Annotated in this window: 19 protein-coding genes; 3 read left to right on the top strand and 16 right to left on the bottom strand. The window is 43.5% G+C overall.

The genetic code is table 11. The features are described 5' to 3' along the window. Positions 1 to 7 precede the first annotated feature (7 nt). Together MHH86_RS12875 and MHH86_RS12870 are read right to left on the bottom strand one after the other, a co-directional pair. Entirely contained in the window at positions 8 to 1,525 is a 1,518-nt protein-coding gene (locus MHH86_RS12875) for a copper amine oxidase N-terminal domain-containing protein (protein ID WP_051491446.1), read from the bottom strand. A 92-nt stretch (positions 1,526 to 1,617) separates the two neighbouring features. Next, the gene (locus MHH86_RS12870; protein WP_076101665.1) at positions 1,618 to 2,286 is read right to left on the bottom strand and encodes a TraX family protein; all 669 of its coding nucleotides are present in this window, start codon (positions 2,284 to 2,286) and stop codon (positions 1,618 to 1,620) included. Positions 2,287 to 2,758: 472 nt separating this feature from the next. Here MHH86_RS12870 and thrS point away from each other — a divergent pair, with 472 nt between their 5' ends. Continuing rightward, entirely contained in the window at positions 2,759 to 4,672 is a 1,914-nt protein-coding gene (thrS, locus tag MHH86_RS12865) for a threonine--tRNA ligase (protein WP_076144059.1), read from the top strand. An 80-nt stretch (positions 4,673 to 4,752) separates the two neighbouring features. Here thrS and MHH86_RS12860 read toward each other — a convergent pair whose 3' ends face one another. The 12 genes from MHH86_RS12860 to MHH86_RS12805 all read right to left on the bottom strand — a co-directional run bounded on the left by MHH86_RS12860 (position 4,753) and on the right by MHH86_RS12805 (position 18,558). Next, complete coding sequence (locus tag MHH86_RS12860) at positions 4,753 to 5,742, bottom strand: aldose 1-epimerase (RefSeq protein ID WP_036686233.1); 990 nt, start codon at positions 5,740 to 5,742, stop codon at positions 4,753 to 4,755. Positions 5,743 to 5,826: 84 nt separating this feature from the next. Beyond that, a complete protein-coding gene (locus MHH86_RS12855) occupies positions 5,827 to 6,543 on the bottom strand; it encodes an MgtC/SapB family protein (RefSeq protein ID WP_036686231.1) in 717 nt (238 codons plus the stop codon). Positions 6,544 to 6,724: 181 nt separating this feature from the next. After that, positions 6,725 to 7,516 (bottom strand): SDR family NAD(P)-dependent oxidoreductase, encoded by a 792-nt coding sequence (locus tag MHH86_RS12850; RefSeq protein ID WP_036686230.1) that lies wholly within the window; start codon positions 7,514 to 7,516, stop codon positions 6,725 to 6,727. A gap of 112 nt (positions 7,517 to 7,628) precedes the next feature. Beyond that, complete coding sequence (locus MHH86_RS12845) at positions 7,629 to 8,741, bottom strand: rhamnogalacturonan acetylesterase (protein WP_038570350.1); 1,113 nt, start codon at positions 8,739 to 8,741, stop codon at positions 7,629 to 7,631. A 57-nt stretch (positions 8,742 to 8,798) separates the two neighbouring features. Beyond that, positions 8,799 to 9,638 (bottom strand): carbohydrate ABC transporter permease, encoded by an 840-nt coding sequence (locus MHH86_RS12840; RefSeq protein WP_038570347.1) that lies wholly within the window; start codon positions 9,636 to 9,638, stop codon positions 8,799 to 8,801. A gap of 3 nt (positions 9,639 to 9,641) precedes the next feature. Then, positions 9,642 to 10,541, bottom strand: coding sequence for a sugar ABC transporter permease (locus tag MHH86_RS12835; protein ID WP_036686586.1), 900 nt, complete (start codon positions 10,539 to 10,541; stop codon positions 9,642 to 9,644). A 164-nt stretch (positions 10,542 to 10,705) separates the two neighbouring features. Further along, positions 10,706 to 12,043, bottom strand: coding sequence for an extracellular solute-binding protein (locus tag MHH86_RS12830; protein ID WP_036686225.1), 1,338 nt, complete (start codon positions 12,041 to 12,043; stop codon positions 10,706 to 10,708). Between the two features lie 121 nt (positions 12,044 to 12,164). Beyond that, positions 12,165 to 13,733, bottom strand: a complete 1,569-nt coding sequence (locus tag MHH86_RS12825) for a response regulator (RefSeq protein ID WP_036686223.1) — start codon at positions 13,731 to 13,733, stop codon at positions 12,165 to 12,167. Beyond that, a complete protein-coding gene (locus MHH86_RS12820; protein ID WP_036686222.1) occupies positions 13,726 to 15,492 on the bottom strand; it encodes a sensor histidine kinase in 1,767 nt (588 codons plus the stop codon). The genes MHH86_RS12825 and MHH86_RS12820 overlap by 8 nt, the downstream gene beginning before the upstream one ends. A 223-nt stretch (positions 15,493 to 15,715) precedes the next feature. Beyond that, on the bottom strand, positions 15,716 to 16,510 hold the full coding sequence (locus tag MHH86_RS12815) for an ABC transporter ATP-binding protein (protein WP_036686220.1): 795 nt from the start codon (positions 16,508 to 16,510) through the stop codon (positions 15,716 to 15,718). Continuing rightward, positions 16,503 to 17,426, bottom strand: coding sequence for an ABC transporter permease (locus MHH86_RS12810; RefSeq protein ID WP_036686219.1), 924 nt, complete (start codon positions 17,424 to 17,426; stop codon positions 16,503 to 16,505). Before MHH86_RS12810 ends, MHH86_RS12815 begins: the two co-directional genes overlap by 8 nt. A gap of 61 nt (positions 17,427 to 17,487) precedes the next feature. Further along, positions 17,488 to 18,558 (bottom strand): ABC transporter substrate-binding protein, encoded by a 1,071-nt coding sequence (locus MHH86_RS12805; RefSeq protein ID WP_036686217.1) that lies wholly within the window; start codon positions 18,556 to 18,558, stop codon positions 17,488 to 17,490. A 324-nt stretch (positions 18,559 to 18,882) separates the two neighbouring features. Between MHH86_RS12805 and MHH86_RS12800 the strand changes: the two genes are divergently transcribed. Next, positions 18,883 to 19,818 carry an NlpC/P60 family protein gene (locus MHH86_RS12800; protein WP_036686216.1) on the top strand — a complete coding sequence of 312 codons (936 nt, stop codon included), beginning with the start codon at positions 18,883 to 18,885 and terminating at the stop codon, positions 19,816 to 19,818. 90 nt (positions 19,819 to 19,908) lie between these two features. Here MHH86_RS12800 and MHH86_RS12795 read toward each other — a convergent pair whose 3' ends face one another. Together MHH86_RS12795 and MHH86_RS12790 are read right to left on the bottom strand one after the other, a co-directional pair. Next, entirely contained in the window at positions 19,909 to 22,605 is a 2,697-nt protein-coding gene (locus tag MHH86_RS12795; RefSeq protein ID WP_036686585.1) for a calcium-translocating P-type ATPase, SERCA-type, read from the bottom strand. Positions 22,606 to 22,730: 125 nt separating this feature from the next. Further along, on the bottom strand, positions 22,731 to 23,144 hold the full coding sequence (locus MHH86_RS12790) for a DUF2500 domain-containing protein (RefSeq protein ID WP_235219531.1): 414 nt from the start codon (positions 23,142 to 23,144) through the stop codon (positions 22,731 to 22,733). Between the two features lie 184 nt (positions 23,145 to 23,328). Here MHH86_RS12790 and MHH86_RS12785 point away from each other — a divergent pair, with 184 nt between their 5' ends. Further along, the gene (locus tag MHH86_RS12785) at positions 23,329 to 23,691 is read left to right on the top strand and encodes a hypothetical protein (protein WP_036686214.1); all 363 of its coding nucleotides are present in this window, start codon (positions 23,329 to 23,331) and stop codon (positions 23,689 to 23,691) included. Positions 23,692 to 23,761: the final 70 nt, after the last annotated feature.

Below are 23,761 nucleotides of genomic sequence, written 5' to 3'. Positions count from 1 at the left end.
GATGCAACTAGTTCCGTACAATAGTAATCCAACCATCTTCATCTACCGACACAGTAGCATGAAGCGCTTCAGCAAGCAGACGCAAGGATACATATGCATCGCCATACTCGTCAACAAATACAGGTTGGGCAAGCTTTACAGCCGTGCCGTTAATCAAGGCTTCGGAAGAACCGATTTTGAACACCAGTTTATCTCCGTACACACCATCAGTAACGTTAATTGCACGATTGACAGTATCCCATTCTACAGTAGCATCTAAATCTTCTGCCAAATAACGCAGTGGGATATAAGTAGTGTTCTTGTCTACAATCGGGTAATAATATTCGTCATCAGGTTCGATAACAATGGTTCTCTTCGTAATGCCCAGATCATCCTTCAATATACGATATACATCAGAATCTGGGGCAAAGTTTCTCAAAGTCTCTCCAGGTGTAAGCCCGGAAGAAATATCAAGTGCACCTTCAGTGCTGATTGGATCAGCAGTTACAGCACCGCCAATGTTCCAAACCTGACTGGAAGCTTTAAGCGAGAGACTCTTCAGTGGGAAATCCTCGGTACCCGGAAGCGCCACTTTCAGATCAACATTCTGTTTACGCACATGCAGAGCACTATCAACGAAAATATCAACAGATAACTTCGTATCCTTACTCAACACAGTCTTAATCTCAGGAGTTGATTTGTAAAGACTGTCCACTTGATTGTCATATACTAGCAGCAATGCATCAACAGCCAATTTGGCAGCATCATGCAATACAGTTACGACAGCTTCTTTATCATCCAGTGGAATATCTCCGAATCCAAGATTGAAAATATCGCCAGAACCGTCTTCATCCATAGCTTTGATCACAGGGTACAGATAGTCGTAAAGACCACCTACCAATTCAGTAAAACCTTCTGTGTCTTTGGAGACAGACTTCAGGAAGCCTTTTAACAGTGCAGGAAGCTCATCACCCGTCACTTCTGCATGCAGCTTCGTCATGTTCAACTGCTCGCCATACACAGCATCACTAACCGGTGTAATGTTGATTACGCCAGGATTAGGAAGATTCTTAACAACGAATTTCGTCAACAGCTTACTGACATCTTCAGCTTTTGCCGTATCCAAGCCTACTTCACCTAAGATTTCATCGTATCCTTGTACAGGGAAGTAGAACGGTTGTTTTGCTCCTTCAACTGTAAAAGCAAGTGTTTGTTTGTCCATAAACAAGGTGAATGGAATATCCAATTGTTTATAACCAACAGTTCCTTGGGCCGATAAACTCCCATTATCTTGTAACTTAGCTTTACTAATATTCAAGGAAAAAGAATTAATAAGATCAACCATTTCCTTATCTTCCGCGCTAATTCCCTCTATGGGCTCAGCATTCATGGAAAAAGTCATACTGGATTCTGATGATTTAACATCAACATCCCCAATCAACGCCTTATTAACATCGAACCCCCCTACCGACTGACAGCCGGCAAGAACTAGCATCAGTGCGACAAAAGGCAAAAACCACTTCATTTTTGCTTTAACTCTACTCATAGCATGTCTCCTTCATATTATTTTGTGAAATCAATCCATTATCTCAGCTAAGGTAAGTTTTGTAAATCAAAGTTCCTTTTATTGTAAAATGTTTAAATATTCAACAAACTTCGCCATTCGATCTGAGCCCATTCCTTGTAAATTACAGCCTTAACTATTGCCAACATCAGTAAATGTGCAGGATAAAATGACCACCACACCCAGCGCGGAACCCGATGCCGCTCCAAGCGATTCCAAATCAAAGGCGTAAAAGCAATCAGCAAGGTAGGTAAAATACTTAGCATCTGTACAACCCAATAATTATAAAACATATAGAATAGATTCAGTGCCAAATGGGCTCCAACAAGCCAGTACGATTTCGTATAACGAAAAATCAATACTAAGAGCAAACCGTACGCGTTATAATCTATAGGGTAATAATCCATTAACACTATAGCAGCAATTACCACAGGTATACCTAGCCATAGTGAAGGCAGTTTGTCCAAAATAACCAGTACGATTGCCGACAGCAATAACGTAAACACCACGTTCCAGCCACCAGAATTTAGCGCTAAATTATAGGGAATCTGAGCAACAATCGCTATCAAGAGCAACCGTAATAAATATTTAGGTCTGGATGAAGTATGGATATGTCCCTGCACAAGCCCATAACAATAAATCGGAAAAGCTATTCTCCCTACATATCTCCAAGCAAGATTCTCCGGGAAAAAGATATAGCCAATATGGTCGATTAGCATCGTCAGCATGGCAATAATCTGCATTACAATCCTCCTTAAGCATATTGAAATATAAATTCGCCAAGCCCTTCCTCATTTCCTTTACCAATAAGCAAATGAAGAACGCGGAGAAACGATCATCCGCTTTCTGTGCACCTCCCCCCTTGACTTTATCGAATACTATTGAGTAATATTAACTAGCAACAGAATATGGCAATGATCAAAGACATGATTTCCTACACGAACTGTCCAGAGAGAGAAGTCCAGGCTGCAAGCTTCTCCAGTTACCGGTTGTGAAGTTACCCCTTTGTAGCCGTGACGCTGAATCCGTAGAACTTTGTTTTTCGGTAGTATGCGGCACCGATTTATCCCCGATATCGGATACCAATGAGGTCCTGTCCATGTGACAGGTCGAATTAGGGTGGAACCACGAGCTGAACGCACTCGTCCCTTTCTGGGAGAGATGCGTTTTTTTGCGTTCACAACTAACAATATTTGAGAAACGGAGGCTAAAATCATGAAGATCAAGGTAACACTGCAAGATGGAACAATTAGAGAGGTACTGCAAGGAACAACGATTAAAGAAGCAGCAGGTGCCATAAGTACCAGTCTGAAAAAAAATGCTGTAGCTGGAAAAATTGATGGAAAATCTGTTGATCTAAACCAAGCGATCGAACATGATTGCCGGCTCGATATTGTTACGTTGGATAGCAAAGACGGTCTTGAGGTTTATAGACACAGTACTGCACATATCATGGCGCAGGCCATAAAACGTATATATGGAGATAAAGCTGTCCAGCTAGGCATAGGTCCTGTTATCGAAGACGGCTTCTATTATGACATTGATATTGAGAAACCTCTATCCACTGATGATCTTGCTGCAATCGAACAAGAAATGGCGAAAATCATCCAAGAGAATCACCAGATTGTCCGCCGTGTGGTGAGCCGCGCAGAGGCCATTAAACTTTTTGAAGAGTTGAATGAGCCTTTAAAGCTGGAGCTTATTCATGATCTGCCGGCAGACACAGTATTAACTATTTATGATCAAGGTGAATTCTCCGATCTTTGCCGTGGACCACATCTTCCCTCAACTGGCTTGGTCAAAGCCTTTAAGCTGTTGAATGTAGCGGGTGCCTACTGGCGTGGAGATTCCAATAACAAAATGCTGCAACGTATTTATGGAACTGCCTTTCCTAAAAAAGCGCAGTTAGAGGAACATTTACTGTTTCTTGAAGAAGCTAAAAAACGTGACCACCGTAAGCTCGGCAAAGAACTTGAGTTGTTCATGTTCTCTGAAGAAGCGCCAGGCATGCCCTTCTATCTTCCCAAGGGAATGACAATCCGTACAGAGCTTGAGAACTTTGCCCGGGAATTACAAAGACAGAGAGATTACGATGAAGTTCGTACACCGCTGATGATGAACAATCGGCTTTGGGAGCAGTCGGGGCACTGGGATCACTACAAGGACAATATGTATTTCACAAATGTAGATGAAACAAAATTTGCCCTTAAGCCGATGAACTGCCCTGGGCATATGCTAATTTTCAAAAACAATCTGCATTCCTACCGGGAACTGCCTATCCGTATCTCGGAATTCGGTCAAGTGCATCGCCATGAATATTCTGGAGCACTTAACGGGATGATGAGAGTCCGCACTTTCTGCCAGGATGATGCTCACCTCTTCGTTTTGCCAGAGCAAATCGAGGATGAAATAAGACGGGTAATCTCACTGATTGACCATATTTATCAAGTGTTCGGCTTTGAGTATAAGATTGAATTATCTACTCGGCCGGCAGATTATATGGGATCTGAAGAATTATGGGATCAGGCTGAACAATCTTTACAAAATGTATTAGACAATCTCGGGATCGAATATCGAGTGAATGAAGGGGATGGCGCGTTCTATGGACCTAAGATTGATTTCCATATCTTAGATGCGCTAAAACGAAGCTGGCAATGTGGAACAATCCAACTAGATTGGCAAATGCCAGAGAAATTCGATCTTACTTACATCGGGGAAGATAATCTTAAACATCGCCCGGTCGTAATCCATCGCGCTGTGTATGGATCGATCGATCGTTTTATGGGGATTATTACTGAGCATTTCGCTGGAGCTTTCCCACTGTGGCTCGCACCTGTTCATGCGAAGTTATTGCCAGTCTCTGAGAACTATGTTGACTATGCACTGCAAGTGAAGCATCAACTGGAGAAGGCTGGCATTCGTGTCGAAGTAGATATTCGAAATGAGAAGTTAGGCTACAAAATTCGTGAAGCTCAGCTTGAAAAAGCACCTTACATGCTCGTACTGGGGGAGAACGAAAAAAATTCCGACACTGTCTCTGTAAGAAAACGTGGTGAAGGTGATCTTGGTTCGAAGAGTATCCAAGACATCATTAAACAGATTAATGAAGAGATTATTAGTAAGAGATAAATTTAAGGGGCTGTCTAATCGTAGAAAAACTACGTTTGAGACAGCCCCTTCTTTATAACCTATTCATATTCACATGAACTCTATTTTACGTACAGGCGACTGCTTTCTTCCCAATATTCGCCTGGTTTCAGGCTGAACAAGCCAATATCATCAGCAGGAAGGTCTACCATTGGCGCATTCACCAAGTTAATTTGTGGCTCAGGGCAGAAGAACTGTTCTGTAGCACCGTTATTCCAGATCATCCATTGTTTGTACGAAGTCCCTACATCGTACACCAAGGTTACTCCAGCTTTGCTATCGGTAAGCTCCATCCGGTTGCGTCCGTTCTGAGGTACAGCCGTGTAGTGATTGTCCATCGATGCAAAATATGGATTCACACCTTCTTCACGAAGCTGAACTTCTCCTGGCTCCAACGCCTGGAATTTGCCTGTTGGCAGCATGCGGTCGTTAAGCTCCCAGCGCTCGCCAATAGTAGCTTTTACGCGGTAATCTTGTGCCGAGCTTCCTGGTGCGAATGGTGCGTTAATGGCAGTGTGGAATGCCAGCAAGCAAGGCATCACGTCATCTCCATCATTGTGTACCAGCACCTGTTGAGATAATCCTCCTTCGCCGAGGGTATAACGCAATTTGATCGTATACTTATGTGGCAAATATTGATAAGAAGGATGATTCTCATCCACCTTGATGAATACGGTTACGAAGCTTTCAGTCTTACCGCTGCCAAATTCTTCGACTTCCCAAGCTGCAGTATGTAAAAATCCGTGTAAATGGTTGCCCGTTGCAACTTCATTTACGGGGAATTGATAAGTTTGACCATTCCATGGAAATTTACCATCCTCATAACGATTTGGAGGAAATAATACAGGAATTCCGTGAATCCCCGGACTTGCCTTGAAGGCTTCCATTTCTTCAGCTCCAGGCTCATGCAGGAAGCGATATCCGTTTTCGGTATCACGAAAACAGATCAGGTTGCCGCCAATGCCTGGCAGAATAGCTGCCTCATAACGACCGGCTTTCAACCAGATAGCTGCTTCTCCTTCATATTGTCCTTCATACGCTGTGATTGACATAATATATTGTTCTCCCTTCCAGTGTCTGATAATTGTCTCCACTTGATAGATTACCACATCTAGTCATGAGGTGACATGCTCTTTTTACAATTGCTCCACTTCTACGCTCATTACATGTTCAATTTTCTTCACATCGTAATAAATTTCTGTTGCGTAATCTCGATCCGGGGCTGAGATCACCATATCGATCATTTGTCTGCCATCTTCCAAATCTTTAATTTTCATTCTTCGAATCGCTCGGGATGGACCTCTAGTACTACGCTGCGAGCTGACCTGAGGCCGCTCGATTTTTTGGATCACTTCTGTAAGCACAAAATTAGCTTCCATAATGATCCTCACTGAAACTTCATGTTTATTCAGTACTTCTGGTCCTAGCGAGCGGATTAAATGAGGAACTAAATTCACAGCAAACATCAGCAGAATAACCGCATATGCTGCTTCAATATAGAATCCCGCACCCACAGCTATACCAATTCCAGAAGCTGTCCAGATGAGTGCTGCCGAAGTAAGGCCCGAAATGGCATCTCCGCCTCTACGCAGAATAACACCCGCACCCAAAAAACCAATCCCGCTGACAATCTGAGCCGCAAGCCGCATTGGGTCCATGTTTGGATGCTCTGGCCCTGCGAACTTGTCAAAGGCATGGATAGACACCACTGTGACAAGACAGCTCGCAATGCTTATGACCATACTGGTCCGTATCCCCAGCGGTTTCTGCTTGATCTGTCGGTCAATCCCGATGAACAGCCCGAACAGCATGGCCACTAGTAACTTCATTAATGATTCCAATTGAAAATCCATATCGCAATCTCCTTTCTCCAGAGATACTCCATTATAACGGAAATTGGAGATAATGATTAGCTTTATTTTACAACAAAAAACGGTATAACCATCCTCAGCGCATATGCTCTTTCGACCCGTGTGGTCCGGCATAGCGACGAGGATGGAATCCGTTATGAGAGGTCAAGATTATGTTGGAAAATTAACCATGCAGAAGCGACTCTGCACCGTCACAATAAATTTCCGTCCCCGTAATATGATCTGAATCTTCCGACGCCAGAAACAGAGCCAGCTTCGCTACTTGATCAGGTCGCCCCGGACCTTCTTCCAGCGGTTGATCTCCCTCAGGAAATTCTACTGGGATTTTCACTTCTTTCAGATCCTCTGATGGAAAAGTGTTGTCATCTATATTGGTCTTTATAGCCCCAGGACAGATCGCATTTACGCGGATTTGAAATTGAGCCAGTTCCAGTGCCGCCATTTTCATAAAAGCAACCTGTCCTGCCTTAGTCGTGCTGTAAGCAGAAAAACCAACATTGGAAAACACACGATTTCCGTTAATGGAGCTGTTGATCAGGATGCTGCCTCCGCTTTCTTTTAGATGCGGTATCGCATATTTTACAGTCGCGAAGGTTCCACGCAGGTTAATATGAATGGTCTGATCCCAAGATTCAATATCCATCGTTTCAATAGGCGTCATCGCCCCATTAATCCCTGCGTTGGCAAAAACAACATCAAGACGACCCCATTTCGCGGCCGCCTTGTTTATCGCCGCTTCCACTTGTGGTGGTTCAGCAACATCACATTCGATAACTAGGGCTTCTCCGCCCTCTTTCTCCACTTGCTGTCTAACTTTTTCAGCGTTCTCCACAGTTCTGTCCAATAATACAACTTTGGCTCCGTTACGTGCGAACTCAAGCACGGTTGCCCGGCCAATTCCTGAGCCGCCTCCGGTTACAACTGCAACCTTACCTACAAGCTTTTTATCTGCCATATCGTGATATCCTCCTTCTTATCATGCAAGTCTTCCAGTTAAGTTCTTTCCTTAACCTTAACCTTGCATACAGAAGTTGAACCGACAGATATTTACTTTTCCTTTAGGATTATTATTCTCCCTGACGAAGATGAATGATGAGATCGTTTAATCCGGCTTCCCGGATCCCTTCCACTATAAGTTCAGCTAGAAGACGAGCCCCTAAAATCTGAAAATGTGTATTATCCTGCACGCCACCTGGATGCGCAATAAATTCTCCTGGATAGCTCCACATGAATAAATCTTTTGAGCCCTCTGAGCCATAAGCTTCAAAGAGCTTGCGGCTCTTCTCGGCTAAATCAATCAGTGAAACCTGCTCGGTATCTGCGAGTTCCCGTATGGCGATTAAATAATCTCCATGCGTGTCTACAATTGCTTCTTCACTATCAAATCTTCGCCGATGTACAGAGCTCACAAGAACCGGATAGGCCCCCGCTTCTCGGGCGACTGTAATCAACCGGAGCAAATGTTCCTTATATGTAGTAAAGGGCTCGGTATGTCTTAAATCATCAGTTTTGGAATCATTATGTCCAAACTGGATGAACAGATAATCTCTGGGTCTGATATCTGCGGCAATGCCCTCCAAATGCCCTTCCTCAATAAAACTCTTGGAACTGCGTCCAGAAAGTGCTCGGTTATCAACAACTATTCCCGCTTTGAAGCAGCGTGGCAGCAGTTGACCCCACCCCGCATAGGGATAACCTTCTTCCCCTTGATCGGTCACCGTGGAATCTCCCGCCAGAAACAAGACTAGCGCTTCATTGTCCATCTGAATGTCCAAGGCGTTAATACGCGGTGCCGCACCCGAGAACGATAGCTTTAGCTGCCCATCCTTAATTCTAATTGCAAAGGATTCGCGTAAATATTGGCCCGCAGGCACATTTAGAGTGTCCAATACGAACTTGCCTTCTCCAGCTTTGATAAATGTGCTGGTCTCTGCCAGAGCATCACCCAACAGCAGCGTAACACGGTAGATCCCATTCGGGAGATCCAGAAGAAAAACTGCTTTCTGTGGGATGCAGCAATCACTTCGCAGTATATCTGTTCCCCCTCTGAAACGACCAAAGACGGTGGAATCAGAAGTGAAACCATACCCTATTTCCTTAGAATAAGATGTGTCCGGCCGAATTTTGGTGTAGCCAGGCTCAGCTTCCTTAATCCCAAAATCAAAACGATAGCTATCCAAATTCAGCCGCACCTTTCTTAATTAGAGATTCAAAACATTTATATTCATTTGCTGAAATCAACCTTTCAAACCACTGGTGCTGATTCCTTCTACAATCTGCTTTTGGAAGATAAAGAAGATAATCATGACTGGTGCCAAACTTAGAACAGACATGGCGAACATTGGACCCCAGTTGGATACGGACTCACTGTCCAGGAACATTTTCAGCCCCATCGAAACTGTATATTTAGAAGGTGAGTTCAAGTACAATACCGGTCCAAGCAAGTCTTCCCAACGCCAATAGAAGGAAAAGATTGCCGCAGTAGCCATAGAAGGACGGATAAGCGGAAGTATAATTCTGAAATAAAGTCCAAATTTCCCACAACCATCGATGGTAGCCGCTTCATCAAGTTCAACAGGAATGGTCCGAATAAACTGCAGCATTAGGAAAATGAAAAACGGGACACCGAAGAACTGTGGAACAACGATCGGTTTGATACTGTCGAGCCATTCCAATTTGGCATAGATAATGTATTGAGGGACGAGCACCACATCGGAAGGAAGCATCAGGGTCATCATCATGATTCCGAACCATAAGCCATGGCCTACAAATTTATTGCGGGCAAAACCAAAGGCAACCAGTGAAGATGAAATGACTGCGCCCAGTGTTGCGACAATGACAATTACGAAAGAGTTCTTGATGAAGACACCAAAGGAGTAACCTGCAATACCTTCCCAGCCTTTAGCATAGTTCCCCCATTCCCATGGATCAGGTATAAGGTGCTGCGCTGTAACAAACACAAGCCGGCTCTCTTTAAAAGAACTCATGATCATCCACAGAATCGGATACAGCATAACGATAGCGAGGCCACCTATAAGGATGTGATAAAGCGGCCATTTCAGTTTAATTTTCGCCATGGATTATTTTCCTCCTTCCGACTCGTAGAAGACCCACGATTTGGATGTCTTGAACAAGATTCCGGTCATGATGCCGACAAGCAACAACATCACCCAAGCCATAGCCGAAGCATAACCCATATTATTAAACATAAAAGCCTGACGGAATAAATAGAGAGAATACAACATAGTGCCGTCCATAGGTCCGCCTTCACCTTTAGAGATAATATAAGCTGGAACAAAGGTCATAAATGCGCTGATCGTCTGCATAACGAGGTTAAACAGAATTACAGAACTTAAGAGTGGCATAGTAATCTTAAAGAACTTTCTGAAGAATCCGGCTCCATCTACACTAGCTGCCTCATACATTTCACCAGGAATATTTTTGAGACCTGCCAGAAAGATTAACATGGATGAGCCAAACTGCCACACAGATAAAGTTATCAACATAATAAGCGCAGCGTTCGGATTGCCAAACCAACTTACCGGACCAATCCCGAAAAAGCCAAGCATACCGTTAATAATTCCAGTATCACTAAAAATATTACGCCACATGATGGAGACCGCCACACTGCCACCTATAATAGAAGGTAAATAATAAGTTGTCCGATAAGCTCCTACCATACGCGATTTCGTATTTAAAATCATAGCCACAAATAATGCGAAGGTTAGACGTAAAGGCACACCGATAAATACGTAAAGCAGGGTTACCTTTAGTGAATGCAAATATTTCGGGTCATTGGAGAACATTTTGATGTAATTATCAAATCCAATCCACTTAGGTGGAGCGAATAAATTGTATTTAGTAAAAGAGAGATACAGCGAAATGATCATTGGGATCAGTGTGAAGCAAAGGAAGCCAATGACGAACGGACTGATGAAGGCATATCCTGTAAGGTTGCTTCGTAACCGCCGGCCGGTCAACTTATTTTTCTTAACAGCCAATGGATTCGAAGGTAGGGGATTCGTTAAGGCCAAGGGTCTCCAACTCCTTTTTATGTGAATAATATGGGAAACGGGATGCCGCCTAGCGAAATGGCATGCCGTTTCCCATGTGAGACGCAGTATAGTTATCTGTTACCCTACGTTTAACGGCTGGAGAGAATAGAGTTCGCCTCTTTTCGGAACTGTGCCGCTGCTGCTGCTGGGTCGATTTTTCCGAAGTTCATTTGTTCAGCGAGGTCTGTAAGCAGTGCTACAACCTCTGGGGATCCTACCGGTGGACTCATAGGTGAAGTAGTAGGCTCCATGTCAGCAACAAACTTAAATACTTGCTTACCGGAATCAGTTAATTGTGTAGCTACAGATTCTTTGATTTTGCTTGAAATTGGTACTCCGCGTTCGCCTTTGATCAGGTTGTTAGCTTCCACATCATTAATCCAGAAATCAACGAACTTCGCTGCTTCTTCCTTCACTTTAGAGTTAGAAGTAATTGACCAGTACATACTTGGCTGCATGTAAAGCCCTTTATCCATATCTGGACCAGGCATTTGTGCCAGCTCCATAGGACGATTTACAGCGATTTGCAAAGCAACGTATTGGTTCGACCATTGCCATACACCGATACCTGTCCCTTTAACAATATCCGACTCTTCAATAACCCCTTTATTTTGGCTCAGTTTGTCTTGTGATGGGACCGCTCCATCTTTAATCAAACCAGACAACATTCCGAAAAAGTCAGTGAACAACGCATCGTCCTCATAACCAAGTGCGGAACCATCATTGTTATAGAGTGCCAGCCCTTTTGTACGCAGATAATAGTTGAAGAACACGTCTGCTGCCATGGAACCATCCATATACAGTCCAGCCGACTTAGCTTTCGCGGCGATTTCCTTGTATTGATCCCAAGTCCAGTTCTCTGGGATAGAATCAACACCTGCCTTTTTCAGCAATTCTGGATCATATTGAAAACCAAGTACGTTAACCCCTAACGGAATTCCGTATTGCTTCTCACCGATCACTCCAGTACTCAGCACGTTCTCATTCACATCGCCGACTTGAATCTGAGAGTTCAAATAAGGTTTCAAGTCTTCGAGCTGTCCGTTAGATCCATATTGATTGATATAAGAAATATCCATTTGAACGATATCAGGAAGCCTATTTGCAGCGGCTTGCGGAGCAAGCTTTTTCCAGTAATCATCAAAGGATGCATATTCAGGCTCAATGGTTACATTCGGGTATTTGGCTTCATACATATCGATAACTTGTTGTGTATAAGAATGTCTTGTATCTCCACCCCACCATGCGATTCGCAAGGTTACTGGTTCTGCTGAGGTCGTAGCCGCAGGTTTCGTCTCTGAAGGAGTATTTGTAGCGGAATCCGTAGCGGCAGCATTGTTATTGTTGTTACCTCCACCACAACCAGCTAACATCGACGACAGCAATAATGGTACGGCTAGTAAAGCGAATCTCTTTTTCAATTTCATGTCCCCTTTTCCTATGATAGTGTAAAGGCTCTGATCCCTTTAGGTAGCGCTTTCATTGGTTAAATTTTCTCAAATATTCCGTGATTATTGAATACAAAAAACCGTCTTGTTTGTTCAATAATCAGTTCGCTTGAGGGGGTTTCATGAAATCTGTAGGGGTCTGGCCGGTTACTTTTTTAAATACCTGACTGAAATATTGTGCATTTCCACCGAATCCGAACATTTCAGCCAGCTCAAATACTCTTACATCCCCACTTCTCAAAATATGCTCCGATGCTTTAGCAATCCGGTAATTGGTTACATAATTCGAGAATTTCTCCCCGGTAATTTTCTTGAAAATTTTGCCGAGATAGTCGGGATTCATATATAACATTTCAGCAGCGACCGAGCTAAGCGACAGCTCTGCATTCTTGTAATCCTCTGCGATAATTTTGAACATTTTGTCTACAATAAGTGATTGCCGGGAACTAAAATGTCGGTCATACATCGCTGTTAAGCGAACCGCTGCCTCTTTGACGTATGCTTTTAAACCTCCCAAGGTTCTAATTTCGGCAAGCTCCGCCAAGCCCGATGTGAAGCTATTTCTTTCATCAGGGACTGCTAAACGAATCATAGCGGAATATAACTGTAAAACATAAGAACGCGTCACGTTAATATCTAACCGCTCATCAGCGAGCAAGTTGAATAATCGTTCCAATTCCAGCTCAACCGTATTTTGATCGCCTGCTTTTATAAGTAGACAAATATGCTCTTCATCTAGCTCGATATCATTTCTTCCACTTAGCTCATCACTTGGGATATCACTCCCGGTAATCAAACCGCCCGCCTCCAAATAAAAACGATGGTTCAGGCACTGCAAGGTCTGACGATACAATCTCCGGGAATGAATCATAAGGTCAGCATCACTAATCGCGATTGTCACATCCATTTTATAAAACTTGCAGAATACCTCTCTTACTTCAGCGATACGTTTAAGCAGGGAGCTATTCTGCACCGTATTCCCTTCATCTTCCAGTAATATTAATAAATGACCACCTATCGTCGCACTCAGGAGTGTTTCCTGAAGTACGTCCTGGGCAATATTTTGCAGAGCGAACAATTGCTCATATTCGTAAGAACCTTCTAGTCGGAACAGGAGCAAGCGCACCGTTTTGTCATTAAGTTCAATGCCGAATAGTTCCTGATAATACTCTAGATCCTGACTTCCATAAGTTTTATTAGAGATCCATTCCTTCAAAAATTGTTCTTTCACATGGGGCAATACCTTCTGAAGACGTTGTTTCATACGATTTACGAATTCGCCTCTGCTCTTCTGCTCATCGAGTTCCGCTACCAGCTCAATCAGTGCTTCATGGATCTGATTCTCATTGCACGGCTTTAAAAGATAATGTTTGACCCCGTTCTGCATAGCAATACAAGCATAATCAAAATCCTTATAACCAGTCAGCATAACGAATTTCACGTCTGGAAATCGTTCACTGCATTTTTGCACCAGTCCCAGGCCATCTAGACCAGGCATAGAAATATCCGTGATCACAATTTCAGGGTTAAGCTCCTCAATTTTCACCAAAGCTTCAATCCCGTTCCGTGCCGTGCCTACAAGCTCTGTTCCCGCTCGTCCCCAGTCCACAACCTGCGATATCCCTTCCAGAATCAAGCGTTCATCATCCACCAGCAGCAGTTTATACATTCTCTAGCACTCCTTTTAAGTAAGGTATACGCACATGTATAGTTGTTCCTTGACCCGGCTCACTTTCTATGACTGTGCCCCATTCAGGGCCGAAGACGATTTGAATACGCTCCGCGATGTTAGCTAAGCCGATGCCTTCTCCACGTGTCTTAACTCTCCCCATCTGTAAATCTTTGATAAATTCAGCGCTCATCCCCGGTCCATTATCACTGACTTTGATATCGAGGCCCTGATCTTCTTCACTAACTGTTATAGAAATGGTGCACGGCTCAATATTAGGCTCTAGCGCATAGCGAATAGCATTTTCGATTAAAGGCTGCAAGGTCAGCTTCGGAATTAATGCATCATGCAGATTTTCAGGTACATCCATCCGGAAATCAAGCCTCTCATCAAACCGTGTTTTCTGGATAATGACATAATTTCGCACGATAGTGATCTCTTTTTCAAGTGTAATTAGCGGATCCTTGAGACCAATAGAGCTGCGGAACAAGTAACCGAGCGCTTCTACCATTTCTGAGATTTTGGCTTGTTTGTTCATTTTGGCTAACCAATTGATCGATTCCAGTGTATTGTACAAAAAATGCGGATTAATCTGTGCCTGTAATGCTTTCAGCTCGGTCTCTCTAATAATCAGCTGCTTCGCATAGTTCTCATCAATAAGCTCTCTGATCCTGCGGATCATCATTTTAAAAGTCCGGTTTAGCTGACTAACCTCGTCCTGCGCAGTCTGTGAAACCACACCTAATGACTGTTCCTCCAGATTGTCCAGATCGCCCTTCTCGATTTGCTTCATTTTTTTGGTCAGCTTAGAGATCGGACGTACAATACTACGAGCAAGCCTGTAGCCTAAAAGGAGACCAATTAATAAGATTAGTGCGAATATGATGACGACCAGTTTTTTGACAAAAGTAATATGTTTGAACATCTCATTAAATGGAGTTGCATTGATGTAGATCCAATCTATATAAGATGATTTCGTCTTGGTTATAAAATAAGTACCTTCTTGATATTTGGCCGTGCGATATAGCTCCGGACGTTCTGTCTCTTCTTTAAGCTCTTCTGGCAAAAGAATCGGTACTTCAGGATAGATCGCCTGTCCCGTCGTGGCATCAACAGCTATTAATTGGTCGGTATCGCTCGTACTATCCGCAATGATTAGATCGATCCGAATACGGATCACGAGTGTTCCCAGATCATCCAGCGTAAACGTTGACCCTGTATAAGATTTAATCTGCCGAACCGCCAAAAGTGAATTTCTGTTTCCTTGCGGATACCACACTATACTCCCGCTAGCTTCCGCAGCTAACGGCTTTAACTGATCCTGCAGATCCTGTGATACCCCTTCACGATTGCCCGCAGTCATTACTCCGCCACTCGTATCCATCAGCATCATGGAATAAACGTATTTCTCTGCCCCTGCAAAAGCAACCAGCCTGTTTATGATCTTGTTATGTAGAACTTGTCTTTCATAAGGCTGTGGATCATTCTGCAATTGGCGCAGGCATTCTTGGATTTGCTCATCAGACACCACTGTAAAAGAAAGCTGATCCAATTCTCTTAGGGCATTCTCGATGCTAATGGAGGACATCCCCAATACCTCAGAGGCCTTTTCATAAATTTGCTTGTCATAGATACGATACACATATTGCAAAACGGTCAACGAGAATAAAAAGGAAAGTAGAAGCAAAAAGGAAATAATCAGTATCATTTTGTTGAAAATGCCCGAACTTCTGTAAGCGCTAACATTTTTCCAAATCATCTGTTTTCTCCGCTCCCTAAATATGATAATTTTCATTTATTATCACTATAATTCCATTATAAACCATAATGTTCCATTTGGGTAAATTTACGTGAACTGAAAGCTAAGGATAGTATAATGGCTCGGCGAAAAAAATCCTATGTAAAAAAGGGCTCGAAATGAAATCCAGAATCAGAGTTCACTTCAAGCCCTTATATTGAGCTACCTTCACACCTACAACAGACTAACCAAGCATCATTCGGTCATCTGCCAATTTATGTCCGCTGATTGTCTCGAATTCTCCGAGCAGCCGTTCTACGGTAAGATCTTTTTTACGAACCTCGTCGATATCCAAAATAATACGGCCCTTATCCATCATGATCAGACGATTGCCAAGACGAATGGCTTGCTCCATGTTATGGGTAACCATTAGGGTGGTTAACTTCATCTCACGGACAATGGACTCTGTCAGTTTAGTAATCAGCTCCGCACGAGAAGGGTCAAGGGCTGCTGTATGTTCATCTAAAAGTAAAATTTGCGGTTGAGTAAAGGTCGCCATTAGCAGACTTAGCGCTTGTCTCTCTCCACCTGACAACAACCCTACTTTTGCCCGCAGGCGATCCTCCAGCCCAATCCCCAGACGGCTTAGCTCGTCGCGAAATAAAGCTCTTTTTGCTTTATTTACTCCAAAGGTTAACCCTCTGCTTTTGCCTCTTTTATAAGCCATAGCTAAATTTTCTTCAATCGTCATATGTGGAGCCGTACCCGCCATTGGGTCCTGAAAGACCCGGCCGATCCAGCGACTCCGTTGAAATTCCGCCAAATGGCTGATTGAATTTCCTTCAATGCTGGCTGTACCCAGATCCGGCTTCATGACACCGGAAATAATGTTCATCAACGTAGATTTACCAGCTCCATTACTTCCAATGATGGTGACAAAATCACCGGGAAGAAGCTCCAAGTCAATGCCGAGCAGCGCTATTTTCTCATCTGGTGTTCCGGGATTGAACAGCTTAGATACGTTCTCCAGTTTAAGCATCGATGGTGCCTCCTCTCTTGCTGCTTAGCGCTTGCTCAGCTAATTCAACGGAACGCCTCCGCGCCATATTCTTCTGCTTCAGGAAACGCTGAATCGACGGGAATACAAGAGCGAAAATAACGATAATTGCTGTGATCAGCTTAAGATCCGAAGCTTTAAGCCACGGTACCCGCAAGGCAAGTGCAACTACGATCCGGTAAACTATGGATCCGAGCACAACAGCCAGTGTGGCCCGAAATACATTTTTGGCACCAAATATGGCTTCACCGATGATCACCGAAGCTAACCCGATTACAATCATCCCAATACCCATGGAGGAATCCGCAAAAGTAGAATACTGAGTAATTAACGCTCCCGAGAGCGCCACCATTCCATTGGATAAACTGACACCAAGAATAGTGGTATTATCCGTGTTTACACCCAGACTACGGATCATTCTTGCATTATCTCCGGTAGCCCGCAGCGCAAGTCCAAGATCCGTACGCAGGAATAAATCCATTACTATTTTCACAAAAATAACTACAAACGGCAGTACGAGCAGAGGATCAATGGAAGTGAACAAGGTAGTGTCGCCCATTAAAGACCAGTTGGGTTTGCCACCAAATATCCGCAGATTAATGGAATAAAGTGCAATCATCATCAAAATACCGGATAACAGTCCATTAATCTTGCCTTTCGTATGTAATAGGCCCGTGCACATTCCTGCCAGCATTCCACCAGCAATAGCGGCCAAGGTAGCAAGCCATGGTGCATAACCGTTAGTAATCATAACAGCGGCAATGGCGCCACCAGTGGTAAAGCTCCCATCTACAGTCAAATCAGGGAAATCAAGAATACGAAAGGTAATGTATACACCTAAAGCCATAAATGCGTAAAGCAAACCCATTTCAACGGCCCCGAGCATCGAATTTAACATAGATGACTTCCTCCTTCGAGCGGAAAGGGGCGTTCTCACGAAATCGCCCCTATATAATGGCTTATTGAATAATATTGTTAGCTTGATCGGCAACTTCTGCCTTCATTGCATCAGTCACTTCTATGCCTTGTGCTGCTGCAGATTTCAGGTTAAGAATGAGATCAAGTTTTTCTTGCATGGTTACTTTCATATCAGCTGGCTTTTTACCATTTTTCAAGATATCCACGGCCATTTGACCCACTTGATAACCATGATCGAAATATTTAAAACCAACGGTGGCAAAAGCGCCCTTTTCAACCGTATCACGGTCACTGGAGAAGAACGGGATTTTCTTGTCATTAGCCGTTTGAATAATGGTATCCACTGCACTTACGACTGTGTTATCCAAAGTAATGTAGAATGCATCTACACGACCCACAAGTGATTCCGCAGCTTGTTTGACTTCAGAGGTATTCGTGATGGCAGCCTTCACTAGCTCGATTCCATGCTTATCCAATTCTTTTTTAGCAATCTCAGCCATAATTACTGCATTGGGTTCACCTTCATTAATAACGATGCCCAGCTTTTTCACGTTAGGAAATTGGGTAGCTATAAATTGCATTAATCTGTTAATCGCTTCGGGATTGGTGTCCGATACACCTGATACATTTCCACCTGGATGCTCCAGATCCGTGACAATCTTTGCGTCGAGTGGGTCAGTTACTGCTGCGAACAAAATCGGTGTATCCTTACTTACTTTGCTGAGTGCTTGAACAATTGATTGAGCGGAAGGCGTTGCAATTGCCAATACCAAATCATTTGAGTCAGCGGCAATCTTTTGAGCAATGGACAAGTTATTCGCTTGGTCAGCCTGAGCATTTTCAAGGTCAACCTTCAGGTTCTCGCCTTCAACGATTCCCGCATCCTTCAAAGCAGCGAGAATTCCTTCGCGTGTAGCATCGAGTGAGGGGTGTTCCACATATTGTGAGATCGCAATTTTGTACGTTTTTGAATCTGCTGCTCCTGCATTCGTAGGGGAATTACCGGAATTCGCTGCATTTCCTGAGTTTTCAGCGGTGTTATTGTTGCCACAACCAGCTGCTACGAGCATGAAGCATAAGCTTAATCCCGCCAAAATGTTTCTCTTTTTCATCAAAGTACCCCATTTCATTAGTTTATTAACGCATACATCAAGGTGAGCGACTCAGCATTATCACTTTTATCGATAAAAGCATTAAAGCATAAGCTTACACGTACCTCACATTAATGATAGAAATCTATTAAACCTATATTATATGGAGGTTGTTTATCCGTCAATCACTTATCATATTTCCATAGATTTCAAATTCTGAAGAATATATGACATCAAAAGAGGTAATGCTTGGTTGTCTCTTACAGCGATTGCCTTCGTTTCTTTTACATAAAAAAAATCGCCCTGCACAAACTTAATTTACAGTTTGAAGATGGAGCGTGTTAAATGGCTAATAATCACAAAAGACTACTAACCACCGCTACTGTATTGCTTGCTGTCGCTTTAACGAGTTCATCCTGCGGTTATTCTTCTCAATCGCAAAAACCTAAGGTTAACGCGCTAACTCCTGATGGTAAAAATGCCTCCAGTTATTATGAACAATCTGCAATTACTGACGCTCAGGGAAAGTACTGGATTCCACTCAAGCCTGCGGTTACTTCGCTCGGATATCGGATGAAGGATGATGGTTCTAGTGATGGATACACTAAAATCGGTTATAGCGATGTTATGTATATGCTGCGCCCTGGCTCTCCACAGGTATTCTCACTTGGGGAAAAAATCACACTGCCACAAGCCCCTAGACGGCAAGAAGGGCAAATCTATATCACCCCTTTAGCCTTGTCCAAATTTTTGCAAACAGAAGTAGGCTGGAATCCCCAGTCGGGTGAGATAAACATTGCTACACCGTCCGAACGTAAGACTATCGAAAAATTATCGACGGTCGAATCCACGAGTGAATCTAAATCTTTACGCATTCAAAGTATTTCTGAAGCGGATAAACAGGAGTTAATCTCTTTTGCCAAAAATTTCTTGGGTGTTCCCTACGACTTTGGCGCTGGATCTTATGAAGAAACCAAAAAATTTGATTGCTCTTCTTTTACAAGGCATGTATTCAAAAAATTCGGAGTCAGCTTACCTCGTTTAGCTAAAGATCAGGACAATTTAGGTACCCGTGTAAGTCGAAGCGAACTGGATGTAGGAGATCTTATCTTCTTTACCGTTCCCGGTCGATTTGAAAGTGATGCTATACCTGGTCATGTCGGTATTTACATTGGAGACGGAAAGTTTATCCACACCTGGGGTGAACCCGGAGTTCAGATCAGTGACCTCGACTCAGGTTATTGGAGTAATGTAATCCTCCATATGCAACGTGTTTTATAAGCTTCCCATGCTTTAAAAGAAATCATTCAAAAAGCCTGAATCCCTATTGATGGGGTTCAGGCTTTTTGACTATAACTTTTATCCAGTTTCTTAATCCCAGCTCTTGCCCCTTCCGCTCATCCGGACAAACAGCTTTACAAGTTCAACTATAACAATAATCGCTACGGCCGCTGCACATACTATTCCCCACTGTAATCCACTTAAATGTGAAACACCAAACCAGTCGTTTAAGCCCGGGATGATGATCACAAGCACAAGCATTAGTATAGAGATCAGCGAAGCCCATAACATATAGCGATTGCTGAACCAACCGATCTGGAATAGCGATTTTTTATTGGATCTGACGTTAAAAGCATGAGCGATTTGCAGTAATCCTAATGTACCAAAGGCCATTGTAACCGCAATACCTTCATTGTAATGCGTATGCGCCCATTGATACACGATCAACGTAAGCGCCGCTTCTATAATCCCTTGATATATAATCCCGATCCCCACGCCGCCCGCAAAGATGCTACTGCTTGCTTTACGCGGCTTCTTCGCCATTACATCCTCGCCGGCTTTCTCAAGTCCGAGGGCAAGTGCAGGTAAGGTATCCGTAACGAGATTAATCCACAGAATATGGATCGGCTCTAGAATACGCCAGCCAATCATAGTGGCAATAAATAATGTCAGCACTTCCCCAAGATTAGCGGAGAGAAGGAACTGGATAGCCTTGCGGATATTGCTGTAAACCTTCCGTCCTTCTTCTACGGCAACAACTATAGTCGTAAAGTTATCGTCGGCAAGCACCATATCTGATACACCCTTGGCAACATCCGTTCCGGTTATTCCCATGCCCACGCCGATATCGGATGATTTAAGTGCAGGAGCATCATTTACACCATCTCCGGTCATCGCCACAATTTTTCCTTTTTGTCGCCAAGCCTTAACGATACGAACCTTGTGTTCAGGAGAGACGCGTGCATAAACCGAATAATCGGTAACCTTCTCCGCAAATTCCTCTTCGCTGAATTTATCCAGCTCACTACCCGTTAATACACCTGATTCATCTTCAATAATCCCTAATCTTTTGGCAATAGCCGCTGCTGTATCACGATGATCGCCTGTAATCATTACAGGTCTAATTCCCGCTTTACGGCAGATAGCTACCGCATCCCGTACTTCCTCACGCGGCGGGTCAATCATACCGACCAAACCAATAAATATTAACTCTTTCTCCGTGGTATCTGGTGAGAGATCGGTCGGCAGCTGCTCCTCATCTCGGAAAGCAAATGCCAAGACTCGAAGTGCATCATTCGCAAGTAATTTATTACTTTCCATGATATTCCGCTTATGTTCGTCTTGTAGAGTTACAATTTCTCCATCCACATAGATATGGCTGCATTTGGACAAAAGTACATCTGGTGCACCCTTTGTCAGCACACGATAACGTCCAGCTTCGACCTCATGAACCGTTGTCATCAGCTTGCGATCGGAGTCAAAAGGCAGCTCATTTTTACGTGGGTATTTCTTTTCCAGCTCCCTTTTGTCAGTGCCTATACTAAGCGCATAATCGACTAACGCAGTCTCCGTCGGATCGCCGATGATTGCTTTTCCGCTCTTGGTTTGTGGGTCCTTAGCTCCAGCTTTTGCTTCAGGTTCACTAGGAGTCTTTCCTTCGTCAATACTGGAGTCATTACAAAGCGTCATAGCTTGAAGCAATAACTCGCCACCAGGAATCCCTTCAAGCCCTGCACTGGAATCAGTGGTCTTTCCGTTGACATGCACTTTTTCGACAGTCATTTTATTTAATGTTAAAGTACCTGTCTTATCGGAGCATATAATCTCTGTACTTCCAAGTGTCTCCACGGCGGGAAGCTTGCGAATAATCGCTTTTCGTCCCGCCATTCGCTGCACACCAAGCGCGAGAATGATCGTAACAATTGCTGGCAGCCCTTCCGGGATAGCCGCTACCGCGAGTGAGATCGAGGTAAGTAGCATATCCAGCAGCTCTCTTCCTTCGAAGATCCCAACGGCAAAGATAATCACGCAGACGCCAAGAATAATAAAGGTAAAATATTTACCTAGCTCATCCAGCTTTTTTTGCAGCGGTGTTACATCTGTATCTTCTTCCGAGATATAACCGGCAATTCTACCGACCTCCGTCTGCATTCCTGTAGCTGTAACTACACCAATTGCTCGGCCATAAGTTACACTGCTGCTCATATAAGCCATATTGGTGCGGTCGCCGATTACAATGTCGCTACCCTCAAGCACACCGGCCCGCTTTTCAGAGGGCAATGATTCTCCGGTAAGCGCGGCTTCCTCCGTCTTCAACGAAGCGGCTTCCAAAAGTCTTATATCCGCCGGAACTACATTTCCAGCTTCCAGCAATACGATATCCCCGGGCACAAGATCTTCACTTTTTATCTCAGTAACCTGGCCGGAACGTCTTACTCTGGCGTGTGGAGAGGACATACTTTTTAGCGCATCGAGTGCTTGCTCAGCCTTATTTTCCTGAATAACTCCAAGCACCGCGTTCAAAATGACTACAAGCAAAATAATGATCGTATCCGTCCATTCCCCCAAGACTCCTGACAATACAGCTGCTACTAGCAAAATAAAGATCATTACATTTTTAAATTGTTCGATAAACTTTCCTAATAGCGATTTGGTCTTCGCTTCTTGAAGTACGTTCTTCCCATATCGCTCCACAAGTTTAGTCGCTTCATCGGAAGATAAACCCTCTTTCCGAGTTTCCAGCCTATTCAGCACTTCTTCCTCGCTCAGTGTATGGAAGGGTTCCAGCCCTTGCGATTGTGGATTATTTGAATTCAAACCATAGCCTCCTTCCAGAATTGAGATCTGGTAAAACCTCTCATATGAGTTTTACCCAAAACAGGCATGGTGATTCTTGAATGGTATGTACTTTTTTAGAAATTTAGATGTTCTTTCTTCAAATCGCGATTGAAGCTTTTAAACCTAGTCCCTTGATACAGGAGTTCACCTCGGTCACCTTCTACAATCAGGCCAAAATCCTGATCTCTTACCTGCAACTCTAAACGAGAGCCATCGGCAAACTCAAAGGTAACATAATAACTAGTATTTGCTCTCGATTCACCGGATCCACCCCATACCTCGGTTCGTTTGGTGACCGCTGTGCAGTTTGCTTTTATCAAGGGACTTGCGTTATTGGACATCCAGATTCTCACTGATTTAACAATTATAAAAACGAAAAAGCCAAGAAAAAGCAAAGCAAATAATTTAAAAAACAGTGGCATCTCATGAATGAAACTTCCGAAAAAGCTGCGCTCATCAAAACCGTTAAAATCCTGCCATTCGCTCAAATTTATCCCTCCTGACTGAAACAAGATAATAAAAGTTATCTATGCTGCGAAATACGTCATTTTTCCCGTTCGGTTTCATGTTTTCATCATCTATATATGAATTTTTTTCACAAAACAATTTGGATTCAAAGGAAAAGGTATGGTATGCTTTTTATACTACATACAGTTGGGAGGTGTTATTTCGGTGCAATATATAGCGCGTTTATCACTACATTGGTTTCTTCGTATAGTCCTAATTCTGGGAATGATGTTCTCTTTTCCACCTGCCTGGTCTGGAGGATTATTCACTACGGAGCAAGAATCAACGACATCCGAAATTGAACGCTACGAGCGAAAGTTTACACCTCCCGTAAGGATTGCACCTCAAATAACCCCTCAGGTAGGAGCCATCAAAATAACTGAACAGTGGGGAACGAAGTCACTTGCGGTCGTTGCAATACTCCCTGTACTTTCTTTACTGTTCCGTCCAGTGATTTATAAATTCCTGCTTCGACTACGGCTGTACCTGTTAAAATTCACGTCTCATTTTCTAATATCACTACCTTAGCGAAGTTCACCTCTGCCCTAAATGAATGTCGGCTGAAGGGAATTTAGAACTTCAATTGATAAAAATCTTA

The sequence above is a fragment of the Paenibacillus sp. FSL F4-0097 genome, from assembly GCF_038593125.1.
GTDB lineage: Bacteria > Bacillota > Bacilli > Paenibacillales > Paenibacillaceae > Paenibacillus_AQ > Paenibacillus_AQ odorifer.
This window is presented reverse-complemented; position numbering and strand designations above follow the sequence as displayed.

Excerpts from the sequence above, each read along its gene's own strand:
- MHH86_RS12815 (WP_036686220.1), bottom strand. The coding sequence starts at position 16,510 with ATGCTTAAACTGGAGAACGTATCTAAGCTGTTCAATCCCGGAACACCA.
- MHH86_RS12840 (WP_038570347.1), bottom strand. The coding sequence starts at position 9,638 with ATGGCGAAAATTAAACTGAAATGGCCGCTTTATCACATCCTTATAGGT.
- MHH86_RS12850 (WP_036686230.1), bottom strand. The coding sequence starts at position 7,516 with ATGGCAGATAAAAAGCTTGTAGGTAAGGTTGCAGTTGTAACCGGAGGC.
- MHH86_RS12825 (WP_036686223.1), bottom strand. The coding sequence starts at position 13,733 with ATGTATAAACTGCTGCTGGTGGATGATGAACGCTTGATTCTGGAAGGG.
- MHH86_RS12875 (WP_051491446.1), bottom strand. The coding sequence starts at position 1,525 with ATGAGTAGAGTTAAAGCAAAAATGAAGTGGTTTTTGCCTTTTGTCGCA.
- MHH86_RS12830 (WP_036686225.1), bottom strand. The coding sequence starts at position 12,043 with ATGAAATTGAAAAAGAGATTCGCTTTACTAGCCGTACCATTATTGCTG.
- MHH86_RS12800 (WP_036686216.1), top strand. The coding sequence starts at position 18,883 with ATGGCTAATAATCACAAAAGACTACTAACCACCGCTACTGTATTGCTT.
- MHH86_RS12860 (WP_036686233.1), bottom strand. The coding sequence starts at position 5,742 with ATGTCAATCACAGCGTATGAAGGACAATATGAAGGAGAAGCAGCTATC.
- thrS (WP_076144059.1), top strand. The coding sequence starts at position 2,759 with ATGAAGATCAAGGTAACACTGCAAGATGGAACAATTAGAGAGGTACTG.
- MHH86_RS12805 (WP_036686217.1), bottom strand. The coding sequence starts at position 18,558 with ATGAAAAAGAGAAACATTTTGGCGGGATTAAGCTTATGCTTCATGCTC.
- MHH86_RS12870 (WP_076101665.1), bottom strand. The coding sequence starts at position 2,286 with ATGCAGATTATTGCCATGCTGACGATGCTAATCGACCATATTGGCTAT.
- MHH86_RS12810 (WP_036686219.1), bottom strand. The coding sequence starts at position 17,426 with ATGTTAAATTCGATGCTCGGGGCCGTTGAAATGGGTTTGCTTTACGCA.
- MHH86_RS12855 (WP_036686231.1), bottom strand. The coding sequence starts at position 6,543 with ATGGATTTTCAATTGGAATCATTAATGAAGTTACTAGTGGCCATGCTG.
- MHH86_RS12820 (WP_036686222.1), bottom strand. The coding sequence starts at position 15,492 with ATGATTTGGAAAAATGTTAGCGCTTACAGAAGTTCGGGCATTTTCAAC.